Source organism: Bacillus sp. B28 (assembly GCF_029536185.1).
GTDB classification, from domain to species: domain Bacteria; phylum Bacillota; class Bacilli; order Bacillales; family Bacillaceae; genus Bacillus; species Bacillus halotolerans.
The window spans coordinates 2415457-2441334 of sequence record NZ_CP120511.1 but is presented as its reverse complement, the minus strand read 5'-3'; the positions used below and the strand labels follow the sequence as shown (position 1 = coordinate 2441334).

27 protein-coding genes and 1 pseudogene are annotated in these 25878 nt (G+C 45.1%); 17 read left to right on the top strand and 11 right to left on the bottom strand.

The window, feature by feature from the left end:
* Positions 1-26 precede the first annotated feature (26 nt).
* A complete protein-coding gene (locus P3L57_RS11990) occupies positions 27-545 on the top strand; it encodes a L,D-transpeptidase (protein WP_277617432.1) in 519 nt (172 codons plus the stop codon).
* Between the two features lie 20 nt (positions 546-565).
* On the opposite strand, the gene prli42 is transcribed toward P3L57_RS11990, so the two are convergent.
* The gene (gene prli42 / locus P3L57_RS11985; RefSeq protein WP_003226489.1) at positions 566-658 is read right to left on the bottom strand and encodes a stressosome-associated protein Prli42; all 93 of its coding nucleotides are present in this window, start codon (positions 656-658) and stop codon (positions 566-568) included.
* 89 nt (positions 659-747) lie between these two features.
* Here prli42 and mce point away from each other — a divergent pair, with 89 nt between their 5' ends.
* The 3 genes from mce to P3L57_RS11970 are packed head-to-tail and all read left to right on the top strand — an operon-like array spanning position 748 to position 3819.
* Positions 748-1170, top strand: coding sequence for a methylmalonyl-CoA epimerase (gene mce / locus P3L57_RS11980; RefSeq protein WP_059293642.1), 423 nt, complete (start codon positions 748-750; stop codon positions 1168-1170).
* Entirely contained in the window at positions 1163-2686 is a 1524-nt protein-coding gene (locus P3L57_RS11975) for an acyl-CoA carboxylase subunit beta (RefSeq protein ID WP_082687879.1), read from the top strand. The genes mce and P3L57_RS11975 overlap by 8 nt, the downstream gene beginning before the upstream one ends.
* 17 nt (positions 2687-2703) lie before the next feature.
* Positions 2704-3819: a tripeptidase T gene (locus P3L57_RS11970; RefSeq protein ID WP_044154721.1), complete on the top strand. Its 1116-nt coding sequence runs from the start codon at positions 2704-2706 to the stop codon at positions 3817-3819.
* Between the two features lie 48 nt (positions 3820-3867).
* On the opposite strand, the gene P3L57_RS11965 is transcribed toward P3L57_RS11970, so the two are convergent.
* From P3L57_RS11965 to mifM, 3 genes are all read right to left on the bottom strand, one after another.
* Entirely contained in the window at positions 3868-4596 is a 729-nt protein-coding gene (locus P3L57_RS11965) for a YqjF family protein (RefSeq protein ID WP_069487207.1), read from the bottom strand.
* Positions 4597-4721: 125 nt separating this feature from the next.
* A complete protein-coding gene (locus P3L57_RS11960; RefSeq protein ID WP_069487208.1) occupies positions 4722-5549 on the bottom strand; it encodes a membrane protein insertase YidC in 828 nt (275 codons plus the stop codon).
* 29 nt (positions 5550-5578) lie between these two features.
* A complete protein-coding gene (gene mifM / locus P3L57_RS11955; protein WP_081638334.1) occupies positions 5579-5866 on the bottom strand; it encodes a membrane protein insertion/folding monitor MifM in 288 nt (95 codons plus the stop codon).
* Between the two features lie 72 nt (positions 5867-5938).
* On the opposite strand from mifM, the gene P3L57_RS11950 reads away from it, so the two are divergent.
* The 3 genes from P3L57_RS11950 to P3L57_RS11940 all read left to right on the top strand — a co-directional run bounded on the left by P3L57_RS11950 (position 5939) and on the right by P3L57_RS11940 (position 9435).
* Positions 5939-7183 (top strand): DNA polymerase IV, encoded by a 1245-nt coding sequence (locus tag P3L57_RS11950; protein WP_069487209.1) that lies wholly within the window; start codon positions 5939-5941, stop codon positions 7181-7183.
* A 109-nt stretch (positions 7184-7292) separates the two neighbouring features.
* A complete protein-coding gene (gndA, locus tag P3L57_RS11945; RefSeq protein ID WP_044154734.1) occupies positions 7293-8702 on the top strand; it encodes an NADP-dependent phosphogluconate dehydrogenase in 1410 nt (469 codons plus the stop codon).
* 64 nt (positions 8703-8766) lie between these two features.
* Entirely contained in the window at positions 8767-9435 is a 669-nt protein-coding gene (locus tag P3L57_RS11940; RefSeq protein ID WP_069487210.1) for a DUF3885 domain-containing protein, read from the top strand.
* 42 nt (positions 9436-9477) lie between these two features.
* On the opposite strand, the gene zwf is transcribed toward P3L57_RS11940, so the two are convergent.
* Positions 9478-10947 carry a glucose-6-phosphate dehydrogenase gene (zwf, locus tag P3L57_RS11935; protein WP_059293648.1) on the bottom strand — a complete coding sequence of 490 codons (1470 nt, stop codon included), beginning with the start codon at positions 10945-10947 and terminating at the stop codon, positions 9478-9480.
* 223 nt (positions 10948-11170) lie between these two features.
* On the opposite strand from zwf, the gene rnz reads away from it, so the two are divergent.
* Together rnz and rpmG are read left to right on the top strand one after the other, a co-directional pair.
* Complete coding sequence (rnz, locus tag P3L57_RS11930) at positions 11171-12094, top strand: ribonuclease Z (protein WP_069487211.1); 924 nt, start codon at positions 11171-11173, stop codon at positions 12092-12094.
* A gap of 79 nt (positions 12095-12173) precedes the next feature.
* On the top strand, positions 12174-12323 hold the full coding sequence (gene rpmG / locus P3L57_RS11925; protein WP_003226511.1) for a 50S ribosomal protein L33: 150 nt from the start codon (positions 12174-12176) through the stop codon (positions 12321-12323).
* A 34-nt stretch (positions 12324-12357) separates the two neighbouring features.
* On the opposite strand, the gene P3L57_RS11920 is transcribed toward rpmG, so the two are convergent.
* Complete coding sequence (locus P3L57_RS11920; RefSeq protein WP_069487212.1) at positions 12358-13128, bottom strand: alpha/beta fold hydrolase; 771 nt, start codon at positions 13126-13128, stop codon at positions 12358-12360.
* Between the two features lie 117 nt (positions 13129-13245).
* Complete coding sequence (gene namA / locus P3L57_RS11915; protein WP_044154738.1) at positions 13246-14262, bottom strand: NADPH dehydrogenase NamA; 1017 nt, start codon at positions 14260-14262, stop codon at positions 13246-13248.
* 170 nt (positions 14263-14432) lie between these two features.
* Between namA and P3L57_RS11910 the strand changes: the two genes are divergently transcribed.
* Entirely contained in the window at positions 14433-16064 is a 1632-nt protein-coding gene (locus P3L57_RS11910) for a M20/M25/M40 family metallo-hydrolase (protein ID WP_069487406.1), read from the top strand.
* Positions 16065-16111: 47 nt separating this feature from the next.
* Here P3L57_RS11910 and proC read toward each other — a convergent pair whose 3' ends face one another.
* Positions 16112-16948 (bottom strand): pyrroline-5-carboxylate reductase, encoded by an 837-nt coding sequence (gene proC / locus P3L57_RS11905; protein ID WP_069487213.1) that lies wholly within the window; start codon positions 16946-16948, stop codon positions 16112-16114.
* A 404-nt stretch (positions 16949-17352) separates the two neighbouring features.
* Here proC and P3L57_RS11900 point away from each other — a divergent pair, with 404 nt between their 5' ends.
* The 5 genes and pseudogenes from P3L57_RS11900 (at position 17353) to P3L57_RS11880 (ending at position 21937) form a co-directional block, all read left to right on the top strand.
* A complete protein-coding gene (locus tag P3L57_RS11900) occupies positions 17353-18312 on the top strand; it encodes an MBL fold metallo-hydrolase (RefSeq protein WP_069487214.1) in 960 nt (319 codons plus the stop codon).
* Between the two features lie 5 nt (positions 18313-18317).
* Positions 18318-19097 (top strand): SDR family NAD(P)-dependent oxidoreductase, encoded by a 780-nt coding sequence (locus P3L57_RS11895; protein ID WP_069487215.1) that lies wholly within the window; start codon positions 18318-18320, stop codon positions 19095-19097.
* 92 nt (positions 19098-19189) lie between these two features.
* The gene (dsdA, locus tag P3L57_RS11890) at positions 19190-20536 is read left to right on the top strand and encodes a D-serine ammonia-lyase (protein ID WP_069487216.1); all 1347 of its coding nucleotides are present in this window, start codon (positions 19190-19192) and stop codon (positions 20534-20536) included.
* Positions 20537-20624: 88 nt separating this feature from the next.
* Positions 20625-21584, top strand: a complete 960-nt coding sequence (gene coaA, locus P3L57_RS11885) for a type I pantothenate kinase (RefSeq protein ID WP_069487217.1) — start codon at positions 20625-20627, stop codon at positions 21582-21584.
* 5 nt (positions 21585-21589) lie between these two features.
* Positions 21590-21937 (top strand): annotated as a pseudogene (locus P3L57_RS11880) (VOC family protein).
* Here P3L57_RS11880 and P3L57_RS11875 read toward each other — a convergent pair.
* The 3 genes from P3L57_RS11875 to P3L57_RS11865 form a co-directional block, all read right to left on the bottom strand.
* Positions 21934-22095, bottom strand: coding sequence for a hypothetical protein (locus P3L57_RS11875; RefSeq protein ID WP_024121954.1), 162 nt, complete (start codon positions 22093-22095; stop codon positions 21934-21936). The pseudogene P3L57_RS11880 and the gene P3L57_RS11875 overlap by 4 nt on opposite strands.
* A 53-nt stretch (positions 22096-22148) precedes the next feature.
* Complete coding sequence (locus P3L57_RS11870) at positions 22149-23378, bottom strand: MDR family MFS transporter (RefSeq protein ID WP_069487218.1); 1230 nt, start codon at positions 23376-23378, stop codon at positions 22149-22151.
* A gap of 528 nt (positions 23379-23906) precedes the next feature.
* Positions 23907-24113, bottom strand: coding sequence for a YqzH family protein (locus P3L57_RS11865; RefSeq protein WP_024121951.1), 207 nt, complete (start codon positions 24111-24113; stop codon positions 23907-23909).
* Between the two features lie 167 nt (positions 24114-24280).
* Between P3L57_RS11865 and P3L57_RS11860 the strand changes: the two genes are divergently transcribed.
* Positions 24281-25519 (top strand): DNA polymerase IV, encoded by a 1239-nt coding sequence (locus P3L57_RS11860; RefSeq protein WP_082687967.1) that lies wholly within the window; start codon positions 24281-24283, stop codon positions 25517-25519.
* Positions 25516-25854 (top strand): YolD-like family protein, encoded by a 339-nt coding sequence (locus P3L57_RS11855; RefSeq protein WP_024121949.1) that lies wholly within the window; start codon positions 25516-25518, stop codon positions 25852-25854. The genes P3L57_RS11860 and P3L57_RS11855 overlap by 4 nt, the downstream gene beginning before the upstream one ends.
* Positions 25855-25878: the final 24 nt, after the last annotated feature.

Here is a 25878-nt window from a genome sequence, read left to right as displayed (position 1 = left end):
TCAACCTAATGGAAAAGGAGGAGCTTATGCGTTTTTTCTTATGTTCAATTTTGATAATTATTTCTCCGATATGGCCTCTTGGCGAAAATCCGCTTTATGTCATCGTCAACAAGAAAACAAATGAGCTTGCTGTCATCATCGACAACAAAATTGAAGGCGTTTATCGTGTGGCAACCGGAAAGTCGGATGATTTGACGCCCGAGGGAGAATTTTCGATTACAGTAAAAGCGGCGAATCCTTATTACAGAAAGAAAAATATTGAAGGCGGAGCTTCTGAGAATCCGCTTGGGGCAAGATGGATTGGGTTTGATGCGAGAGGGACAGACGGCCGGATCTACGGTATTCACGGGACAAACCGGGAAGAATCTATCGGTCAATTTGTATCTAACGGCTGTATACGTATGCATAACGATGAAGTTGTCCATCTGTTTCAAGAGATTCCGGTGGGGACGAGAGTGCTGATCACGAAAGACTCCCGGTCTTTTGAGGAGATTGCCATTGAGCATAAAGCCCTGATAAAAAAGCAGGATGTTCCCGTTCAATAAGGCCGCCTGCTTTTTTATCATTATAAAAACATAACGATTCCTGAGAGTACTGTTGAAAGAATAAAAACTCCCAAAATCACGATTAAAACGCTTTTCATCAGTTTTTGAGACATGGTTTCACTCCTTAGACAATCTGATTATATTTTAACGTGTTTTGTATGGGCGGACAAGCGATATCTATTGCCGGAAAGCAGGGATGAAAATGACCGGACTTGACCATATTGGGATTGCCGTTTATTCCATAAAAAAAGCCAGAACTTTTTATGAAGATGTATTGGGATTAACGTTTCTTCATCAAGAAACGGTTGAAGAGCAAAAGGTGATCATTGCTCTGTTCCAAGCGGGAGGTGTTTATTTGGAGCTGATCGAGCCGTTAACGCCTGACAGCCCTGTCCGTACATTTTTAGATAAAAAAGGAGAGGGGCTGCACCATGTTGCGTTTTTATGCAGCGGCTTAACAGATCAGCTTCAAGCATTATCGAACCGGCAAATTGACGTAATAAACAGGCAGCCGAGACAGGGAGCAAACGGGAAACGGATCGCGTTTATTTCTCCGCGGGAAACAAATGGCGTGCTTGTAGAGCTCTGTGAACCGAAAGGAGATCAAGACATTGAACATGAATGAACATATCGGTCATCTATACAACAGGCGCAGGCAGGCGGAAGAAGGCGGGGGACATGCAAAGCAGGCTGAACAGAGGAAAAAGGGAAAGCTCACAGCACGGGAAAGGATCGCCTATCTCCTGGATGAGGATAGTTTTATCGAATTATATCCTTTCATGGAGAGCCGAAGTTTAACTAGGGAGCAGCGTATATTGGGAGATGGAGTCGTGACGGGCTACGGGACGATTGACGGCCGCTCTGTATATGTGTTTGCGCAGGATTTTACCGTATTCGGCGGGGCGCTTGGCGAAACCCATGCGAAAAAAATCACCTCTCTGATGGATCTTGCAGCAAAAAATAAAGCACCGATTATCGGGCTGAACGACTCAGGTGGTGCGAGAATTCAAGAGGGTGTGGTATCATTAGATGGATACGGTCACATATTTTACCGAAACGTCTTATATTCCGGAGTCATTCCGCAAATCTCGGTTATATTAGGGCCGTGCGCTGGAGGCGCTGTATACTCTCCGGCACTTACTGATTTTATCTTTATGGCAGAACAGACGGGCCGAATGTTTATTACCGGTCCGAAGGTCATTGAAAAAGTAACAGGAGAACAGGTTGATGCGGAGAGCTTAGGAGGAGCGGGAATACATAATGCCGTCAGCGGGAATGCCCACTTTTCCGGAAAAACGGAAGAGGAGGTTCTGGCAGGAGTGAAGAAGCTGCTGTCTTATTTGCCGCTCGACAAACAGATATCACTACCTTCATCTGGGGATGAGGCCTCCAGCTCGTTAATAAACCGCCTCGTGCCGGCTGACAGCACAAAGCCGTATGATGTTCGGGCGGTGATTCAGGAATTGGCTGATCCGCAGTCTTTTTTTGAGATTCAGCCGTATTTTGCGAAAAATATAGTCATCGGATTTGCAAAGCTTGGCCAAAAAACGATCGGAATTGTGGCAAACCAGCCGAAACATTTAGCAGGAAGCCTGACGATTGACGCGGCTGATAAAGCAGCGAGATTTATCCGGTTTTGTGACGCCTTTGACATCCCGCTGTTAACTGTCGAAGATGTTCCGGGGTTTTTGCCCGGCATTCAGCAGGAGCATAACGGCATTATCAGACACGGAGCCAAATTGCTGTTTGCTTATGCAGAAGCGACGGTCCCCAAAGTAACGCTCATTATAAGAAAAGCGTATGGCGGGTCGTATGTCGCCATGAACAGCAAATCCATCGGAGCGGATCTCGTGTTTGCTTGGCCAAATGCTGAAATCGCAGTGATGGGTGCTGAAGGTGCGGTATCTATTTTGTATCATAAGGATATTGAAGCGTCAGCTGACCCGCAAAAAACAAAATGCGAAAAAACAGCTGAATACAAAAAACAAAACGCCAGCCCTTACAAAGCGGCGGCATGCGGAATGGTCGATGACATCATTTTGCCGGAAGAATCAAGGAAAAGACTCATCCAAGCTTTTCACATGCTTGCACATAAGACAGAAGAGAGACCGAAAAAAAAGCACGGTAACATACCGCTTTAACATGGAGGGACTTACAAATGGTGAATGAAAAACGCCTGCTGGAAGAATTTTTAGAGCTTGTTCAAATCGATTCAGAAACGAAGCATGAAGCTGAAATCTGCAAAGTGCTGAAACAAAAATTTTCTGATTTAGGTGTAGACGTAAAAGAAGACGATACAATGGATATCACTGGCCACGGAGCCGGCAACCTGATCTGCACATTAAAAGGGACGAAAAAGACAGATACAATTTATTTTACATCTCATATGGACACAGTCGTACCCGGAAACGGCGTAAAACCGGTTGTTGAGGACGGATATGTCAAAACAGACGGCACAACGATTTTAGGCGCCGATGACAAAGCCGGATTGGCTGCCATGTTTGAAGCAATTAAAGTGCTCAAAGAAGAAAACATTGAGCACGGCACGATTGAATTCATCATCACTGTAGGTGAAGAATCAGGTCTGATCGGGGCAAAGGCGCTTGACCGTTCCATGATGACAGCATCCTACGGTTATGCTCTTGATTCAGACGGAAAAGTCGGCAATATCATTGTTGCGGCACCGACTCAGGCGAAGGTAAGAGCGGCGATTTACGGTAAAACTGCACACGCCGGAGTTGAACCAGAAAAAGGTATATCAGCGATTACAATCGCAAGCAAGGCGATTTCAAAAATGCCATTGGGCCGCATCGATGAAGAAACAACAGCAAACATCGGCCGGTTTGAAGGCGGCACACAAACGAACATTGTGTGCGACGAAGTTCATATTCTTGCTGAAGCCCGTTCTTTAGTTCCTGAAAAAATGGAAGCGCAGGTTCAAAAAATGAAAGCTGCTTTTGAAGAGGCGGCAGCTGATATGGGCGGACGTGCAGAAGTTGAAATCGAAGTCATGTATCCAGGGTTTAAATATCAAGATGGCGACCAGGTCGTTGAAATCGCGAAAAAAGCGGCTGCGAAAATCGGACGCACAAGCGAGCTGCAAACGAGCGGCGGCGGAAGCGACGCAAACGTAATCGCAGGCCATGGCATCCCAACGGTCAATCTTGCAGTCGGGTATGAGCAAATTCATACGAAGAACGAAAAAATGCCGATTGAAGAGCTGGTGAAAACAGCAGAAATGGTTGTTGCCATTATTGAAGAAGCAGCAAAATAATGAAGAAAACCCGAGTGCGGATCTGGCATTCGGGTTTTTTTCTGACAGTCAGCGCCATTGTCGAAGCGGCCAAAATAACACGTCTTGTTTTTTGGCATAATGAAGCAGCGGTTCTGAGTCTGGTAAAGTGATTTCGTGAGCATCAGCCACTGTATTGATTGAAAACTGGGCCTCGGCTCTTTGAAGAAGCCAAGGATGATGGTGAATGTCCTCATAATAGAGCTTGTCACGATGGGCGGTGTAGAGTCTGTAGCGCTCCGTCAGCCAGTAATCTAGCGAATCCTCTTGCGCTGTAAAAGGCGCAGAGAGTGGCCGGTACTTGGCGCCGAATTCTGCTTTTCCGGCGTCTCTCCGTTTGCTTCTATATTCCATATCATCCCCATTTTTTTCGGCTTTCATATCGGCGTAAAAATAAGGCAAATGAAAGAAAGTCCGTGCACCTTGAACTGCCAGCCGATGATCAGCATCTAAGCTGAAGAAATAAATGCCCGGCTTGCCTTTATAGGTGACATAAGTGCGCAGGTTAAGCTCTGGAAAGGACTGGGCTCCGGGAATAGGAGGGAGAAAACGCGCGCGAAGGTTTGTGAGCATAAAGGGAAGCACGCTGACCCAAGCTTGTCCGTTATATGTATCTATGTCCAATATCGGCGGAATCTTAGCTCGAAGGGTAGAGTAATTAACCGGCCAATGAGCAAATAAGACATCATTCCATGTTTGTTTCATGATCCAAATTCCCTCAGGCACAGAAATATTTTTTTGTTGAGACCGTTCCGTCACGACACCAGCTCCTTTCGTTTGGATGTGAGTAAAGGTATTCCCGATTTTCTTCTTTTTAAACGAATGCAGGTTCTAAAACGTGATGGAAATAAAAAACAACTCCGAACAAAAGTCGGAGTTGTTTTTTATTTCACCGGCTCTGTAAGAGCGGCTGTTTTTTTATGTTTATGGTGTGTCATCTGAAGTACGACGTTTTGCACTGTCAAGAACAGGCCGCTGGTGAACCAGTACAGCGGAAGGGCCGCAGGTACATTAAGCGAGAAAATCGTCATCATCACAGGGAAGAGAAACACCATTAGCTTTGCGGATTGCTGCGCTGCCGGATTTTGCGGAACAGCGGAATATTTCGCGCTCAGTTTTTGAGCGATATAGGCTTGGACAAAATACATAATCCCTGCACTAAGGGACATGAGAATATCAGATTGCCCTAAACTGAACCATAGAAACGAGTGTGACGCAATTTCAGGTGTTGAGCGAATCGCGTAATAAAGCCCAATCATAATCGGAGACTGAATCAGCATTGGAAGACAGCCCATCGCAAGCGGGTTGATATTATGCTCCTGATACAGCTTCATCATGTCCATTTGAAGTTCTTTCTGTTTTTCCGGGTCCTTTGTCTTTTTGATTTTGGCTTGAATGCTGTCTACTTGCGGTTTAATGACTGCCATTTTTTCTTGGAACACACGCTGTTTTTTAAACTGATTGACAAACAAAGGCAGTACCACAACGCGCACAATAACGGTTACAAGTATGATAGACAACCCGTATTCTCCGTGAAACAGTCCGGCAACACCTTTCAGCAGCGAGGAAAACGGCTCAATTAAATAGTCGTGGAAAAAACCGACGTTACTGAGGCCTCCCACCTGATTTGTTGCAGCAAAAGCTGCGTTGCCCGAGCATAATACGATCAAAAAGGCCCCTAGAGCCAAAAGTTTCTGATATGTTTTTAACAATTTGTTCTCCTCCTTTTTATAAATGCGGTTTATAAAAGAAGGGAACTGACGTCTTCATCATCATTTACAGGTGAATTCATGCGGAAGACTTTACGTATCCAAGTTGTAATGCGATGATATATAATAATAAGAAAGTCTGTTCGGTTTATTCGAAAGACCGTCTGATGTTCATCTGTTCGTTTTGATTTCCACTGCTCGCCGGCTCGGCACTCTCGCAAGAGAAAAGCAATCCCGATGGCGGTCAGAGCCGGAAGAATAATTGTGAAAAAATCGACTAAGAATAAAACGTCATTTATCGATTCCACAAACATTGTAATCACATCCATTCAATACCTTCATTTTACTATATGTACAAGCCGTTGTCTAATGAACGGAAAGGAGATATGTTTATGCCGGGGAAAGGCCGAATTATTTTCCATATTGATATGAACAGTTTCTATGCATCGGTGGAAATGGCATATGACCCGGCTCTCCGAGGAAAGCCGGTTGCAGTTGCCGGAAACGTCAAAGAACGCAAAGGCATCGTCGTCACATGCAGCTACGAAGCAAGGGCGCACGGCGTGAAAACAACCATGCCGGTTTGGGAAGCAAAGCGCAACTGTCCTGAGCTCATCGTCCTTCCGCCGAACTTTGACCGGTACCGAAGCTCTTCAAGAGCGATGTTTAGCATCCTTCGTGAATATACAGATCTGGTGGAGCCTGTATCCATCGACGAAGGCTATATGGATATGACGGATACACCATACAGCCGCAATGCCTATGAGACGGCAAAAGAAATACAAAGCAGACTGCAGAAAGAGCTGCTGCTTCCGTCAAGCATCGGAATCGCCCCGAATAAATTTCTCGCCAAAATGGCATCCGATATGAAAAAGCCGCTTGGGATCACCATCCTGAGAAAAAGAGAAGTGCCTGATATCCTTTGGCCTCTCCCCGTTGGAGAAATGCATGGCGTAGGCAAAAAGACGGCGGAAAAACTGAACGGGCTCAGTATTGATACGATTGGAGATTTAGCGGCCGCTGACGAACACGCGCTGAAACGGCTGCTTGGCATCAACGGGCCCCGTCTAAAAAATAAAGCGAACGGCATTCACCATGCCCCTGTTGATCCGGAGCGCATTTATGAATTTAAAAGCGTAGGCAATTCATCCACACTTTCTCATGATTCTGCCGATGAGGATGAGCTGTTAGCTGTTTTTCGCAAACTGTCCGCATCAGTTAGCGACCGTTTGCAGCGTAAGGAAGTAATGGCTTCAAAGCTGTTTATTATGATCAGATATGCGGACTGGAAAACGATTACGAGAAGCATCACACTGAAGAATCCGATAGATCAAAAAAACGAGATATATAATGAAGCAGAACATCTCTTCTTTAAGCATTGGAACAAAAACCCCATCAGGCTGCTCGGCATTACCGGAACGGAGTTGGTGGAAAAAGAGCAGGCCTATAAGCAGCTCGATTTGTTCAGCTATACAGAGGATGCGAAGGATGAACCGATTCAGCAGATGATGGAAAAACTGAATGAAAAGTACGGTTCCAAGCTGATCAGAAAAGGTGCAAAGGTTAAAAAAGACGAGAGCAAAACAAGCGGAACAAGCTTTAATAAAGATTTTTTTCAAGATGAAAAGAAAAGCTGAATGTCTTGAAATAAGGGGGTGAAGTATGGTAATTTCAATAGTATAAATATCATTTTATTTTAATGTAAATTTTAAAATGGTTAAACGTTTGCAGAAGGGACGTTAGAATATGTCAAAACAACAAATCGGAGTTATCGGACTTGCGGTAATGGGTAAAAATCTGGCTTTAAATATTGAAAGCCGAGGATTTTCTGTTTCTGTTTACAACAGATCAAGCAGCAAAACCGAGGAATTTTTGCAGGAGGCTAAAGGCAAAAACGTTGTTGGCACCTACAGCATTGAAGAATTTGTTCAATCCTTGGAAACACCGCGCAAAATTTTGTTAATGGTTAAAGCGGGAACTGCTACAGATGCGACAATTCAATCTCTTCTTCCTCACTTAGAGAAGGACGATATTTTAATTGACGGCGGAAATACATATTATAAAGATACACAGCGCCGAAACAAAGAGCTTGCTGAAAGCGGCATTCATTTTATCGGCACAGGCGTTTCAGGCGGAGAAGAAGGAGCGCTTAAAGGGCCTTCTATCATGCCTGGCGGACAAAAAGAAGCTCATGAACTTGTGAAGCCAATTCTTGAAGCAATTTCTGCAAAAGTTGACGGTGAAGCGTGTACGACATATATCGGTCCGGACGGTGCCGGCCATTATGTAAAAATGGTGCACAACGGTATTGAATACGGGGATATGCAGCTGATCTCTGAATCTTATTTCATCCTGAAGCAGGTACTCGGCCTTTCAGCTGATGAGCTTCATGAAGTATTTGCTGAATGGAATAAAGGCGAGCTTGACAGCTATCTGATCGAGATTACTGCTGATATCTTCACGAAAAAAGATGAAGAAACAGGCAAACCGCTTGTTGATGTAATTCTTGATAAAGCGGGTCAAAAAGGAACAGGAAAATGGACAAGCCAAAGTGCACTTGACTTAGGTGTTCCGCTTCCGATTATCACTGAATCTGTATTCGCACGTTTTATTTCAGCGATGAAGGATGAGCGTGTGAAAGCAAGCGGCCTTCTTTCAGGGCCTGAAGTGAAGCCTGTTACAGAAAATAAAGAAGAGCTGATCGAAGCAGTCAGAAAAGCGCTGTTCATGAGCAAAATCTGTTCTTACGCCCAAGGTTTTGCCCAAATGAAAGCAGCTTCTGAAGAATACAACTGGGATCTCAATTACGGTGAAATCGCTATGATCTTCCGCGGCGGCTGCATCATCCGTGCGGCATTCCTGCAGAAAATCAAAGAAGCTTACGACCGCGATCCTGAGCTTGATAACCTGCTGCTTGACAGCCACTTCAAGAATATTGCAGAAAGCTACCAAGGAGCGCTTCGCCAAGTGATTTCACTTGCAGTTGCCCAAGGCGTGCCGGTACCTTCATTCTCAAGCGCACTAGCTTATTATGACAGCTATCGCACAGCCGTGCTGCCTGCAAACTTAATCCAAGCGCAGCGTGACTACTTCGGCGCCCATACTTATGAGCGCACAGACAAAGACGGTGTCTTCCATACTGAATGGATGAAATAATGATGTGGAAATCCCGCAGCCTGACAGCTGCGGGATTTTTTTGAAATAGAGTGCCGACGAAAGGATGTATGTTTTGCCTGTAAATGAGTATTTACTTGAAAATTTTCCTGGTTTACGACTTACACCTCCTTTGTTTTATAACTGGCCGATCGGAATCCGGTTTGAAATAGGTGTAGGGTATAATGTGAACGATGCCTATCTACACAGCCCTTATTTAGATAACGCATATAAGAGAGCTATCACTTTATTTAAATCTCTACATGCCGAAGATGATGATATATTTGTTGTAGCTGATGCTGTTGGTTTTGAAGGGAGAAGGGGATATAAGAGCAAATTGCATATTTTCTCACGGTACATTCGAGAAAAAGCTGTGTTGAAAAAACTGCAGCACATTGCTGTTCCTTATACTTGTTCTGAGGATTATGATGATAAAACGCATAGATTTTTTCTTAGATGCAAAGCTGGTGATATAAGATATATCCCAATGCTGAGAGCAATATGTAATCAAGATATGGGGATAAAACCAAGCATTTCTCGAAAAATTTACTTTATCAATATAAAGAAGAGAACCATTTTTTATCTTTATGATGATCGAGGCTGCGATATTTTAGCTGCTGCAGCTGAAACAATACGGGATATGTATGAAACATATAACAGTTGGATATTAGATTACGACAGAGAGAGAATCAATCGACTTTTTGAGCCGCTTAGAGGCAGAAAGCTTGATACATAAATAAAAGGCTGAAAATGCTTTACAAGCACTCAGCCTTTTTCTTTATATATTCCACCAATGCAAGCCGTCTTTCGCCAAAAGATCATCTGATTCTTTTGGACCCATAGAACCTGATTCGTAGTTTGGCGATAGTGTTTTGTTGGCTGCCCATGTTTCAGAAATGGAATCGACAAAGCTCCAAGAAAGGGCAACTTCATCCCAGTGTGCGAAGTTCGTCGCATCGCCGAGAAGACAGTCGTGAATCAATTTTTCATATGCTTCAGGAGTGTTCAGCTCGTCATTGCAATTGCTGCAGTAATCCAGTTTGATTGGCTGCGCGTGTGCTGCTCCTCCGAGTTTTTTAGCGTTTAAGTAAAGTGTAATGCCTTCGTCAGGCTGAATATGAATGACGAGTAAGTTCGGATTCATGTTGTTTTCATTGCCGTAGTACAGGTTCATCGGAATGTCCTTAAATTGAACGACAATTTTTGTAGACTTTTCTTTCATTCGTTTTCCGGTACGGATGTAGAATGGAACACCAGCCCATCTGAAGTTGTCGATCAGAAGCTTTCCAGAAACAAAGGTTTCTGTATTTGAGTCAGGAGCGACATTATCTTCATCTGTATAAGCAGGGACTGGCAGACCGTCAATTTCACCGGCTTGATATTGTCCGCGCACAAAATACTCATCCACTTCGTCTTTTGCAATAGGGCGGAGGGCTCTCAGCACCTTCACTTTTTCGCTGCGGATTTCTTCTGTGTTCAGTTTAATCGGCGGCTCCATTGCGAGAAGCGCAACCATTTGCATAATATGGTTTTGGACCATGTCGCGAAGGGCGCCTGATTTTTCGTAATATCTAGCACGGTCTTCAACACCAAGTGATTCGCTTGATGTGATTTGGATATTTGAGATGTAGCGGTTTGTCCATAGCGGTTCGAAAATCGCATTGGCAAATCGAATGACCTCAATATTCTGCACCATTTGTTTTCCTAAATAGTGATCGATTCTGTAAATTTGATCTTCTGTAAATGCTTCGCGAATTTCTTGATTTAATGCTTGCGCGCTTGGCAAGTCATGGCCGAACGGCTTTTCAATCACAAGGCGGGACCAACCTGTAGTTGCTGTAACACCTTCTGATTTTAATGTCTTTGCAATTGTCCCAAAGAATTCTGGGGCCATTGCCAAGTAGAACATTCTGTTGTTCGGGATTTGATATGTATCTTCCAGCTGGTTGAGCAGCACGTTAAGCTCTTGATAAGAACCAGGGTTTGTCACGTCAAACGGGTGGTAATAGAAGTGAGACGTGAAATCATCTATATGTTTATCAGCAGCTGAGGAAATAGATGTTTTGACGGTTTGGCGAAGATCCTCATTGGACCAAGGTCTTCTTCCGACTCCTACAACTGCAAACTCTTCGCCGATTTGTCCGTTTTTATATAAACGGTGAATGGACGGATAGAGTTTTCGTTTTGCTAAATCTCCCGTTGCACCGAATATGACAATTACTGCTTTTGGTTGTTGGTTTGTTTTCACTAAAAGTACCTCACTTTATTCGAAGCTTTATTTTAGTACCCCGCATATTTCCTTCATTTTAAATCTAAAATTCAACGAAAGCAAACATTTAAGACCTTTTTTTGCAGAATGGCGCAAAATTATTTCTAGAACGAAAGGATTGCCCGAATCAGAGGCAAGATTCACATTTTACGCATGATCCTGTATTCTTGTAGGTAACTAGTTCTAGTAGGAGGAAGGAAATGTGGAATTACTTTTTTTAGGGACGGGAGCCGGAATTCCCGCTAAGTCGAGAAACGTGACGTCGATCGCATTAAAACTGCTTGAAGAAAGGCGATCTGTATGGCTGTTTGACTGCGGAGAAGCCACACAGCATCAAATTTTACATACATCGATTAAACCTCGAAAAATAGAAAAGATCTTCATTACTCACATGCACGGCGATCATGTATACGGTCTTCCAGGGCTTCTTGGCAGCCGTTCTTTTCAGGGCGGTGAGGACGAGCTGACGGTTTACGGACCGAAAGGCATCAAGGCGTTTATTGAAACAAGTCTTGCCGTCACGAAAACTCACCTAACATATCCGCTTGTGATCCAAGAGATTGAAGAGGGAGCGGTATTTGAGGACGATCAGTTTATCGTCACAGCTGTATCCGCGATTCATGGTGTAGAGGCCTTCGGGTACCGCGTACAGGAAAAAGATGTGCCTGGTTCTTTAAAGGCGGCGTTATTAAAGGAAATGAATATTCCGCCGGGACCTGTGTATTCGAAAATGAAAAAAGGTGAGACTGTGACACTTGAAGACGGACGCATCATAAACGGGAAGGATTTTCTGGAGCCTCCTAAAAAGGGGAGAGCTGTCGTGTTTTCCGGGGATACGAGAGTGAGCGATAAGATAAAAGAGCTTGCGCGGGACTGTGATGTGCTTGTGCATGAAGCCACCTTTGCTAAGGATGATGTGAAGCTTGCATTTGATTATTTTCACAGTACAACAGAACAAGCAGCTCTAACTGCCAAAGAAGCCGGAGCGAAGCAGCTCATTTTAACTCATATCAGCGCGAGATATCAGGGAGAGGCTTCTTTAGAGCTCCAAAAAGAAGCGGCAGCCGTTTTTCCGAACAGTATCACGGCGTATGATTTCTTAGAGGTGCAAGTTCCGAGAGGCTGAGAAAGAGATGGTGTTTGACAATCTGTTGTTAAGCTGTATAATAAAACGTAATCATTACGCTTTATAAGGAGATGTTAACATGAGAGTAAATGTTACTTTGGCTTGCACTGAAACAGGGGACAGAAACTACATCACAACCAAAAATAAACGCACAAATCCTGATCGTTTAGAGCTGAAAAAATACTCACCGCGTTTAAAGAAATATACCCTTCATCGCGAAACAAAATAATAAAAACCCCGGCTGCTTTAGCCGGGGTTTTTGTTTAATTGACTGCCTGGTATATCGGGGCGGCCTGCTGGCAGGCCGCACACCAAACATCATAAATCGCCAGATGGACGATATGAGGTTCATCATGATGAATGTTATGTGAGCTGTTTTTAGCTTGTATCCAGCCGCTTTGATCGGATAGAGACAAAATGCTGCTATGCAGGTTTCTCCAGTCCTCTTCAGCGGAGGCGAATTTCTCAGTGCGTTCACCTGATGACAGGACAATAAGCGGCATGTTCCCTAAATGGACTTGCTGCTGTTTGAACTGCCGCAGACTTTTCGAAAAGTCTGCATGTGTCTCCTCGTGCATCATCTGCTTTCTGTATGCTGTATGCATTTCTTCAGGAATAAATGTAAAGCCGCCTGTGCCGTAATCTCCTAAAGCGGGATCAAGGAGCACCATGCCGATAATATCCTGTCGGTTTTTACAGGCCCATAAACTGCTGATAACCGATCCGTATGAATGTGAAACAGCCAGATAAGGGGGTCTTATACCTGCTGCCTTAAGCAAGCTTTCTAATTCTCTCACCTTTTGGTCGGCTGTTCGTTCTGCCTTGCTTTGTCCGCTTTTCCCAATGCCCGCTCTATCATATGTGAATATGCCAAATTCGTCATCAATGTCCGCTGTTAGTGGTTTCCATGTCTCTGAAGAAGTGCCGTAGCCGGCTTCAAAGACAATGGTTACACCGCTAAATCCTTTTCGGTGTTTTGTATGAAATTCACAACCGTCAACCGTATAGGTCCTATCGATCCATGCTGCATTCATTGGAGTCATCTCCTCTAATTGGTTCTACTAGGGAGACGGAGAACGTCAGCTGATCGTTTCTCCAAAAATAAAAAAAGAGATATCCGGCGGCGGAGCCGCGGATATCTCGGATCAAGATTACCAGCCTCTTTCGTATTGAACAGGGGCTTGAATGTCTGTATTCAGCTGTTTTGCGGCAGTTCTTGCAAAGTAAGGGTCGCGTAATAGCTCTCTGCCGATAAAGATGAGGTCTGCACGGTTATTTTGAAGAATTTCTTCAGCCATTGAACCATTTGTAATCATTCCAACAGCTCCAGTCGCCATGTCAGCCTGTTCGCGGATTTTCTCGGCGAAGCTGACCTGATAGCCAGGGAATACGTTAATGTCTGCCTGAACAAGGGCACCTGAGCTGCAGTCAATTAAGTCAACGCCCTGCTCCTTCATCCATTTTGCAAAACCGATATGATCAGCGATGTCTAAGCCTTTGTCTGTATAGTCAGAAGCCGATACACGGACAAATAAAGGACCGTCCCACACTTGTTTGACTTCATCAATGATCTCTCTTAAGAAACGGTAGCGGTTTTCTGGTGAGCCGCCGTATTCATCTGTGCGATGGTTAGAAAGCGGAGATAAAAATTCATGAATTAAGTAACCGTGTGCTGCATGAATCTCAATCACATCAAAACCTGCTTCTTTTGCACGGGCAGCCGCTTGTTTGAACTCCTGTACGGTTTCTTTCACTTTTTCAGTTGTCATTTCAACCGGCGTGCTCGATTGCTCGTCAAACGCAATCGCAGACGGAGCGAAAATATCTCCTTCAAGCTCTGCTTTACGTCCTGCGTGGGCAAGCTGAATTCCGATTTTTGAGCCTTGCGCTTTTACCTGCTCAGTCAGCTTTGCGAAACCTTCGATATGCTCGTCGCCCCATATCCCTAAATCTTGGTCTGTGATTCGTCCTTGAGGATTAACCGCTGATGCTTCCACAATAATCAATCCGACCTGGCCGACTGCGCGCGTTATGTAGTGAGCCATGTGGAACGGCTGTAATTTTCCGTCCTTTTCGTGAGAAGAGTACATGCACATTGGTGACATCACAATGCGGTTTTTTAACGTTACATCTTTAATCGTAATAGGTGTGAATAATTTTCTGGCCATTTCTTTCGCCTCCCGTAAGGTTTTTAGAGATTGATTATAACAAGTCATTTCTTTCACGTCATATAAACTGCTCAAACGATCCGAATTTGTCAAATATTTCTGTATAATAGACAGGGAATCATGTTATTTTTTAGGATCGAAGCGTTTTTATACATAGGAGGGCGGAAATGATGAATTGGCAGACTAAGGATGATTTGCTTACCCTTTTAACTTCTCTTGTCCAGTATGAAAGTATCACCGGTTCGAAAGGGGAGGCCGCACTTGCAGAATATCTTTATCATCTTTTAAAGGACAAGCCTTATTTTCAAAATAACCCTGATCATGTAACACTCCATCCGATGGAAGACGGCAGAACGTTTTTGACAGCGCTTGTCAAAAAGAAAGATGTCAAACAGACGGTGCTCTTGCTGAGCCATTTTGACGTCGTGGACATAGAGGACTACGGAGAATTCAAGCATATGGCTTGTAAGCCGGCTGAGCTTTTGAACTCCTTTTTAGAGAAAAAAGAGTTGCTTCCTGAACATGTGAGAACAGACGCGGAAAGCGGCGACTGGCTGTTCGGGAGAGGCACGATGGATATGAAAGCGGGGCTGGCTGTTCAGCTGTCGATGCTTGAGCGGGCAATGAATGGTCATTTTGATGGGAATGTGCTTTTGATTTCGGTTCCTGACGAGGAAGTGAATTCAAGGGGAATGATCGAAGCCGTTCCTGCGTTGAAAGAAATGGGGAAAAAATATCATCTTACATACACTGCTTGTTTGAATAGCGAACCGATGTTTGAAAAGTTTCCGGGCGACCAGCAGCAATATGTGTATTCAGGAAGCATCGGCAAGGTTCTCGCAGGGTTTTTCTGCAAAGGGATAGAGACGCATGTCGGAGAGCCGTTTTCCGGTTTAAATGCAAATTTAATGGTTTCTGAGATCAACCGTCTGCTGGAACTGAACGTGAATTACTGCGAAATGGCTGACGGGGAAGTCACCCCGCCGCCGGTAAACTTAATGCAAAAGGACTTGAAGGAGGCATATTCCGTCCAAACACCGCATACGGCCGTTACGTTATTTAATGTACTGACAATGAAGCGCTCCGCGAGTGAGCTGCATGACATGCTGCGGAAAACCGCAGAGCAGGCGGCAGAGAAGATTTCAAACCATATTCAGCAGAAAACACGTGATTTCCAGAAGTTTGAGCCATTTCATCCAATTGAACGAACTGTCTCTGTTTTTACATTTGATGAGCTGCTTGCACGTGCGAAACGGCGTGTCGGAAGCTCGGAAACAGAACGGGTGCTGAATTTCACTTATGCAAACAGGGGAGATCTTGGAGACAGGGATTTTTCGACTAGAATTGTATCTGAGCTCGCAGCGCTGTGTAAGGAAGATGCGCCGCTCATCGTTCTCTTTTACAGCCCTCCATTTTACCCGGCAGTGTCATCAAAGAACGATCAGATAATCAAGAATACTGCTGGCAAGCTCATTCAATATGCAGCTGACAGGTACGGCATTGCTTTACGGGAGGTGCAGTATTTCCCAGGACTCTCGGATTTGAGCTATCTTCAGCTGGAAAAACAGGAGGTTGGTGCATACACAAGCAATATGCCGCTCTTTAACAGAGGATATTCACTTCCCGGCAGTAAAGACAAGGCGCTGTATGTCCCGGTATTAAATGTCGGCCCGGCTGGAAAAGACCCGCACAAATGGACAGAAAGACTGTATGTGCCTTATTCCTTTGAGGTGCTTCCCGACTTGCTTTCCTTTACAATCTCTGCATTATTAAAACAATCAGAAGCTGCCAGCCAGCCTTAAGATAAAAGAAGACAGAAAGCGCTTTGCCTTCTGTCTTGTGTTTTTTTCTATAAATGCTTCTCTAAGGCGGCTCCGGCAAATTGCTCTTTGATTTCAGCGCTGCGTTTGGCTGTTTCTTCAATACAATGAATGATCGCTTCTTCAAAGCTGGCTTCCGTTAAAGCGCGAAGGCCTGCCTCTGTTGTTCCCCCTGGGCTCGTAATCTCCCTGCGCAGCTGTGCGGGCTGTTTTCCGCTTTGACGAAGCATGTCTGTAGCGCCTGCCATTGTCTGCAGGATCAGTTTTTTAGCCGTTTCCTCATCTAAACCGACCTTTTGCGCCGCTTTTTCCATCGCTTCGATATAGCGATACAGGTAAGCGGGACCGCTGCCTGCTATCGCGGTAACGGCATCAAGGTGCTGCTCCTCAACCAATGTGGCGTCACCGATTGTTTCTAGCAATGCTGTAGCCGCCGTGATATCGTCTTGGCTTGCTTCAGTGCTTACGGAAAATCCGGTTGCTGATTTTCTGATGGCAGCTGAAGTATTCGGCATCACCCGTATGACAGCAAGCTTTCTGCCGAAATAATGCTGAATGGTTTCGATGGTAAGGCCTGCAAGCACAGAAATGACAAGCTGATCCTTCATGTAAGAACGAATGCTGTCAATGCTCTCTGCCGCATCCTTAGGCTTAAAAGCGAGAACGACGATATCAGTTTGTGTGAAAAACTCGCTCTTATCCCTGCATGGACGCACGCCGTACATTTCCTTTAATTCATTCAGTCTCTCTTCGTTTGACCTGTTTGTGATATAAATATTTTCAGGTTTTGTAATGCCGCTTTGCAAAAAGCCGTTGATCATTGCTTCAGCCATGGACCCGGCGCCGACAAATCCTATCTTTTTCATGGATATCCTCCTTCTATCAGAACAACAAAAAACCTTTTCATCACATAAAGGACGAAAAGGTTCGCGGTACCACCCTTATTAGCACAACTTGTGCTCAGCTCAAATCCCGTAACGCGGGAAACGTTTAGGTTTTCCTAACCGCGACTTGAGGGCAGGTTCTACAAACAAGCGGGCCGCGATACCTTTCAGCCTGGGGATATCGCTCTCTCTGGCCATTGCCTGTATACTATTCCTCGTCATAGCGTTCCAATGGTTCTCATTTTAGTTGTTGTTCATTATGCAATGGGGGATAAGCTAATGTCAATAGCTTTTTCAAAAAGGGACATTCTCATACGGCACAATAATGACACAAGACCGAGAAAAAGCTAAAATATGAGTAATGAATGAAGACAAGGAGCAAAAGAATGACAACTGCAGATATCATTCCGATTCGCGTCCCGACACCGTTTGCCGTCGGTGATGTCATCGTTTACATAGTGAAAGGTGACGCGCTGACACTGATCGATGCCGGACCGAACACTAAAGAAGCAGCTGAAGTCCTAAAAGAGCAGCTTGCTAGTATACATATAGAAATGTCAGATATTGAGCAGATCGTGCTGACTCACCATCACGCGGATCATGCGGGGTTGCTTGATGTTTTTTCTGATGATATTAAAGTGATTGGACATCCGTTTAACGAACCATATATCAGCAGAGACAAGGCATTTATGGAGTGGCAAAAACATTTTTTTCAAAAGCTGCTGCCTGAGTTAGGCGTTCCATTTGATGATGTGAAAGCAGAAAGGCTCATCCGGTCGGCGTACGCATTTTCCTGTACAAGATCCTTGACCCAAACGGTTACGGAAGGGATGAAAATTGACGGGATGGGTGACTGGACTGTTCTGGAAATGCCCGGACATGCAGAGTCGCATATTGTTCTCTTTCATGAAAAGACCGGAAGAATGCTTGGCGGTGATTTGTTGCTGGCGAACAGCTCGTCTAACCCGATTCTTGAAGCGCCAAAAACGGGAGAAAAAAGATCGGAGCCTTTACTGGATTATCAGCGGTCGTTGCGGAGGCTGTCTGAACTTGCCCCGAACACAGTGTTTCCCGGTCATGGCGAGATGATTGGCAATGTACGAGCACTGATCAAGAAGCGGTTTGACAAGCAGAGCAGCCGAACCGAGGATGTGCGTCAAATGCTGTCGGAAAAACCGCTTACCGCTTTTCAGGTCTGTCAGCAGCTCTTTCCTGCCGTTTATGAAAAAGAGTTGTTTTTAACGATGTCAGAAACGGTTGGGCATCTTGATATATTGGCAGCCGAAGCAGGCATCACGTCATATTGGGATGGAAAAACCGCATACTTTAGAGCAATAGAGAGGTGAACAGGGTGAAAAATATAGCTGGCAAGCGTATTTGGATTACAGGTGCTTCCGGAGGGCTTGGTGAAAGAATCGCTTATTTATGTGCGGCTGAAGGAGCCCATGTTTTGCTGTCGGCAAGACGTGAGGATCGTTTGAAGGAAATCAAAAGAAAAATGACCGAGGAATGGAGCGGACAATGTGATATTTTCCCTCTGGATGTCTCCCGTCTTGAAGATATCACCCTCGTCCGTGATCAGATCGGTCCGGTTGATGTGCTGATCAATAATGCAGGCTTCGGTATTTTTGAAACGGTTTTAGACTCTACACTTGATGAGATGAAATCAATGTTTGATGTCAATGTTTTCGGTCTGATCGCCTGTACAAAAGCTGTTCTTCCGCATATGCTTGAGCAAAAAAGCGGCCATATCATCAATATTGCCTCTCAGGCAGGGAAAATTGCCACGCCGAAATCCAGCCTTTATTCAGCGACAAAACATGCAGTGCTCGGCTATTCAAACGCTTTGCGTATGGAGCTGGCGGGCACGGGCGTCTATGTGACGACAGTCAATCCAGGGCCGATTCAGACTGACTTTTTTTCTATTGCTGACAAAGGCGGAGACTATGTCAAAAATGTCGAACGCTGGATGCTTGACCCAGATGATGTGGCAGCACAAATCGCGTCTGCCATTATGACGAACAAACGTGAAATCAACCTTCCTCGTTTGATGAATGCCGGCACAAAGCTATATCAGCTGTTTCCAGCCCTTGTGGAAAAGCTGGCTGGACGGGTGTTCATGAAAAAATAAGCATGGAACTGCCTGTGTGAGGCGCCTTTTGGTGTGTTTGCAGGCAGTTTTTTATAAAGATATACATTTGTTACAGGAAGGAGAAATGGCTGATGTCGATAAATCAAGAAACTTTGCTTAATCTGATAAAAGATCCATTTATTCAGAAATTGATTGATGCACGACCGGTATTCTGGGCTAATCCCGGCAAGAAAGAGGGGATGGTATTACAAGCGGCTGAGTGGGAAAGCGAGATAGCCGAGGCGGACAAAAGACTTCGGCGGTTTGCTCCTTATATTGCCGAGGCGTTTCCGGAAACAAAAGCTGCCGAAGGGATGATTGAATCGCCGCTTTTTGAAATACGCCATATGAAAAAGAAGCTGGAGGAAGTGTATGGCGAAACGTTTCCGGGGAGATGGCTTTTAAAGTGCGATCATGAGCTTCCGATTTCGGGATCGATTAAAGCACGCGGCGGTATTTATGAAGTGCTGAAACATGCGGAGGATCTTGCGCTTCAAGAAGGAATGCTTAAGGAAACAGATGATTACCGCATCTTGCACGAAGAGCGGTTCACTTCATTTTTCTCACGCTATTCCATTGCTGTCGGCTCAACAGGCAATCTTGGTTTAAGCATCGGCATCATTGGCGCCAAACTAGGTTTTCGAGTGACGGTGCATATGTCCTCCGACGCTAAGCAGTGGAAGAAGGATTTACTTCGCAAAAAGGGCGTCACCGTAATCGAGTACGAATCAGATTACAGTGAAGCGGTTAAAGAAGGACGGCGGCAGGCGGAACAAGATCCATTCTGTTATTTTATTGATGATGAACATTCCCGCCAGCTGTTCCTAGGATATGCGGTAGCGGCCAGTCGTTTAAAAACACAGCTCAGCTTAATGGATATCGAGCCTGGTCCTGAAACACCGCTGTTTGTGTATTTGCCTTGCGGAGTCGGCGGAGGGCCGGGCGGTGTGGCATTTGGACTGAAGCTATTGTACGGAAACCATGTCCATGTATTTTTCGGGGAGCCTACCCATTCACCGTCTATGCTCTTAGGTCTATATTCCGGCTTGCATGACCAGATCTCTGTGCAGGATATCGGCTTGGATAATGTAACGGCTGCTGACGGGCTTGCCGTAGGGCGTCCATCAGGATTTGTCGGCAATCTGATAGAACCTTTGCTGAGCGGCTGTTATACAATTGAAGACGAAACGCTGTATACTTTGCTTCATTTGCTGGCTTTATCTGAAAATAAGCATTTAGAGCCGTCTGCGCTTGCCGGTATGTTCGGGCCTGTTCAGCTGTTTTTATCGGAAACCGGGAAACACGACATGTTTGAAAATGATCTGCGTCACAGCATGAAAAATGCCGTACATGTTGTCTGGGGAACGGGAGGCAGTATGGTTCCGAAAGAAGAAATGACTGCATATAACCGAATCGGTGCTGACTTGTTAAAAAGGTAAATTGAAAAAATAAGCAGACAGTAGGAATGTTTTCCGTTACAATCTTTGTAAGCGTTTGTTTAAAGCTACAGAGAGTCAGGTGTAAACAGTGAAAAATAAAGAGCTTAATTTACATACTTTATATACACAGCACAGCCGGCAGTCTTGGTCAGGATTTGGGGGCCATTTGTCGATTGCTGTTTCTGAAGAAGAGGCAAAAGCTGTTGAAGGGCTGAATGATCATCTATCCGTAGAGGAAGTGGAGACGATCTATATTCCGCTTGTTCGCCTGCTTCATTTGCATGTCAAGTCCGCTGCCGAACGAAATAAGCATGTCAATGTTTTTTTGAAGCACCCTCATTCAGCCAAAATTCCGTTTATCATCGGCATTGCCGGCAGTGTCGCAGTCGGGAAAAGCACGACAGCGCGGATTTTGCAGAAGCTGCTTTCACGTTTGCCGGATCGCCCCAAGGTCAGCCTGATCACGACAGACGGCTTTTTATTTCCTACAGCTGAGCTGAAGAAGAAAAACTTGCTGTCAAGAAAAGGATTTCCTGAAAGTTATGATGTGAAAGCGCTCCTCGAATTTTTGAATGACGTAAAGTCAGGAAAAGAAAGAGTAAAGGCCCCGGTATATTCTCATTTAACCTATGACCGCGAGGAAGGTGTGTTCGGGGTTGTAGAACAGGCTGATATCGTGATCATCGAAGGGATTAATGTTCTTCAATCGCCGACCTTGGAGGATGACCGGGAAAATCCACGCATCTTTGTTTCCGATTTCTTTGATTTTTCAATTTACGTAGATGCGGACGAAAGCCGGATTCTTACCTGGTATTTAGAGCGTTTCCGCCTTCTTCGGGAAACAGCCTTTCAAAATCCGGACTCGTATTTTCATAAATTTAAAGACCTGTCTGACCAGGAGGCTGACGAGATGGCAACCTCGATTTGGGAGAGTGTCAACCGCCCTAATTTATATGAAAATATTTTGCCGACTAAATTCAGGTCAGATTTAATATTGCGAAAGGGAGACCGGCATAAGGTAGAAGAAGTGTTAGTGAGAAGGGTGTGATCATTATGCACCATATTGAACTGTATGTCTCCGATTTGGAAGCGGCTATAAAGAGTTTCAAAATGGAGTTCCGGCATCAGCTGGAAGAAAGATCACTTTTACCTTGTGATTGTTCAGGCAAAAGAAGAATGTCTAGAGCCGAAATATCACAGGTGCCGTGTCGGCCTGAACCATCTCGCGTTTCAGCTGAAATCAAGCTTCAAGTCGACCTGATGACTGAAAAATTGATGGCGAAAGGCTATCGTGTGCTGTACCGGGACCGGCATCCTTTTGCCGGAGGAGACGGGCATTATGCAGTTTATTGTGAGGACCCTGACCGGATCAAGGTAGAGCTCGTTGCCCCAAGCGGTTAATCGTTTTGGTCTTCGGACATGCTGTTAAGCTTTTTTTCGATTCGGTCCAGCTGTGCTTTACGGTTTTTCGCATATGTAGAGCCGATCACAGCCGCCGAGATAACAGCGGCAAACATGAAAAATACGATCAGCTGAAACATGATATCACCTATATTCATATTTCATCACCTCGTTTTTGCGGGAGAGAGCGATTCTCTCCCGTCTTCTTGTGTTAAAGCGGCTTCCCCAGTCCGGGTTGCTGCTCAGTGATTCCCGCTTTCATCCTCCGATAGGCAAACACTAAAAACGGCAGGCCAAGCAGGGTGATGCCGCTAAGGACAGAAAAAATGGAACTTGGATGCCCGGCACCAAATGCATCTATACATAAGCCGCCGGCCCAAGGGCCAATCACATTCCCAAACTGCGAAAAGCCGATCGCTCCGAAATACGTTCCTTTTAATCCGGGTTTTGCAATCTGGTCTACAAACAAATCCATCATACAGAATAAGAGCACTTCTCCAATTGTAAATGCAATCACAATGATAACAAGTGAAGAAACTCCGTGTGACATGGTAAGGATCATCATGCTGGCGCTGATCATGATATTGCCGAGCATCAGGGAGCAAAGCGGCGAAAACCGTTTACCAAGGTGGACGATGGGAAACTGTGTTGCCAAAACAACAATTGCGTTTAATGTCAGCATCAAGCCGTACAATTTTGTCCCATTTTCGATAAAAGGATTTTGCGCCATATATTGCGGGAATGTAGAGCTGAACTGCGAATAGCCGAAGCTGCATAGTGTAATGCCGATAAGAGCAACTGTAAAAAGACGGTCCTTTTGCGTTACCATAAACGCTTCCCGAACGTTCAGATTTCTGGATTGTTCTAATGTCGCGGGTGGATGCTTTTTAAATTGGATGGCAAGGATGACACCGTACATCCCATAAATCACCGCGGGCACCAAAAAAGGAGCGGTAGATTGTGATGAACCAAAGTGCAGACCGAGCACAGGGCCGAAGACAACGCCGATATTAATGGCTGCATACCGTAAATTAAAAACCAGCAATCTTGTTTTTTCTTCTGTCATATCTGACAGCAAAGCTTTTGAAGCAGGTTCAAACAGTGATTTACAAAGTCCGTTTAACGCATTTACCACAAAAAATACCCAGAGGTGAGAAGCGGCCGCAAACCCTGCAAACACCAGCATCCAGCCGAAAATGGATACAAGCATCATGTTCTTTCTGCCGAATTTGTCCGAGATATATCCGCCATAAAAGCTTGCAATGATACCGACTGATGAGCTCGCCGCAATGACAAGCCCCGCGTAGGACGCTGATGCGCCTTGGACAGATGTTAAATAAATCGCTAAAAACGGAATGCTCATCGATGTTGCCATCCTGCCAAAAATGGTTCCGATAATAATTGTCCAGCTGATTGGGTGGATATCTTTCCATGTCTTCATGTCTATTGTTCTCTCCTGTTAGTAAGATCTTTTTCTATCATACATGAAAAAATTTCCTTATCCAACGGAGGATTAAATATTTTTACTTACCGGTTTATAAGGGATTGTATTACACTATGGGTGCGCAGGATGACCTTTGTTTTTGAATGGTTCATGTTTCAAGGTTGACGATGGCGTTTACGCCGTTGAAGCAGAGGTTGAAGTACTCGGATTTTTTGTCCGGCGCTTATATCTCACCATGAAAGTGCAATTCTCATTCAGCAGAAATGCCCGGGCAGTTTAAAGATATCAGGAATGCGGGAGAATCAAACGGATTTCCGTTTAAAGACGTTGACCTATCAGGCTGTAGCTCATATCGGCGGGGTTCCTGAAATGCTGAGTGAGACGGGGCATCAGGCTAAAGTTTATGCTGATGGGCTTGAGCGTCCCTATATGAGAAGGGGCGCTTCCCGTCGATATCAGCGGCGTCCCTTCTGGCCATACGCAAACAGAAATACGAAATTTCTCCAACAATGAAGGTGCATGACACTAAGAAAACAGCCCTTGGTTTGTGACGTAGTCATAAATGATATCCTCTATATGCGCATGCAGGTCCTCATCTGGATCTTCATTTTGTCTTTCCTCTAAAGCAGCTTTCAGGCTTTGTTTTTCATATGGGCTTAACGGATCAACGGCAACATTTCGGCCGTATTGGCGCAATGCCTGTCCCAGCATTTTTTCAACAAATTTCTCCATTTTGACTCTCCTATCTTTATGGTTCGCTTTCATTCTACTAAATGTTTTCCTTCTCTCAAACCCTTGCATCATATTTTCTGTCAGACAAGAATCATTTACCAGTATAAATCGAACATATTTTCGCATATAATAGCGAAAGCGAACATAAGTTCTTTTTAGAGGTGTGTATGATGAAAGAAAAAGTGATTTTTCTCGTTGACATGCAATCGTTTTATGCATCTGTAGAGAAAGCGGAAAATCCACATTTGAAAAATCAGCCGGTGATTGTTTCGGGTGATCCGGAAAGGCGGGGCGGAGTTGTATTGGCTGCATGCCCGCTGGCGAAACAAAAAGGGGTAGCCAATGCCTCACGCCTGTGGGAAGCGCAGGAAAAGTGCCCTGAAGCTGTTGTGCTCCGGCCTCGTATGCAGCGGTATATTGATGTATCGCTGCAAATCACCGCCATTTTAGAGGAATATACAGATCTCGTGGAGCCCTATTCCATTGATGAGCAGTTCATGGATATCACAGGCAGCCAAAAGCTGTTTGGGGCGCCCGAGGAGATTGCTAAAAGCATTCAGGACAGAATTATGCGGGAGGTCGGCATTTATGCCCGGGTCGGAATCGGCCCTAATAAAGCGCTCGCCAAAATCGCGTGTGACAATTTTGCCAAAAAGAATAAGAACGGTATTTTCACGTTAACGAAAGAAAATATGAAAACCGAGATGTGGCCGCTTCCGGTGGGGAGTATGTTTGGCGTCGGGAGCCGGATGAAACATCATTTGAATCGAATGGGCATCAGCACGATCGGCGGGCTTGCGGTTTTTCCGCTCGAGCTTTTAAAAAAGAAATGGGGCATTAACGGACACGTGCTGTGGATGACGGCGAACGGAATCGACTATTCTCCTGTGTCAACGGCATCGCTGGACGGACAAAAAGCGATTGGCCACGGAATGACACTCCCGAAAGACTATGAACACTTTGACAAAGAAATAAAAGTCGTTCTGCTGGAGCTGAGTGAAGAGGTATGCAGGCGAAGCCGAAACGCCGGGATGATGGGGCAGACGGTTTCGGTGAGCTGCAGGGGGGCTGACTTTGATTTGCCGACCGGCTTCAACCGGCAAGTGAAGCTGGCGGAACCGACCAATTCTACGCAGGATGTGTACCAGGCTGTATGCAGACTGTTTCTCAAGTTTTGGGACGGGAAGCCTGTCCGCCGCCTCGGGGTCAATCTCTCTCAGCTCTCATCTGATGAAGTATGGCAGCTTAATTTATTTCAGGATTATGCAAAGAAGATGAGCCTCGGCTATGTGATGGACGGGATTAAAAACCGGTTCGGCGACACGGCGATCATCAGGGCGGCCTCACTGACAGCGGCAGGCCAGGCGTTTGAACGAGCGGCTAAAATAGGAGGGCATTATAAATGAATGAGCATTTAAAAAGAGGCAATCTGCTGTGGGAAGGAAGCCGAATGTTTCTGCCTGAACATAAACAAAGCCTGCTTGAGAGAAAACACCATAAACAGAAGCTGCAAAGGCCAATCCTTGATTCGGATAAGCTAGAGGAGATGAACCAAACGCTTTGCATGGCAATGGAATTTGCTCAGGATATTACTGTCAGCTGCTTTCAGGATGGCGAAATTGTCACCTGCAGCGGGAAAATCTGCCGCTATGAGGAATTTGAAAAAACAGTGTGGATAAAAGGAGACGCCGGCAAGCTCTGTAAGCTGAGACTTGATCAGGTGCTTGATATTTTTCTGTAAATGTTCCCCCTCCTGGAGGGGGAG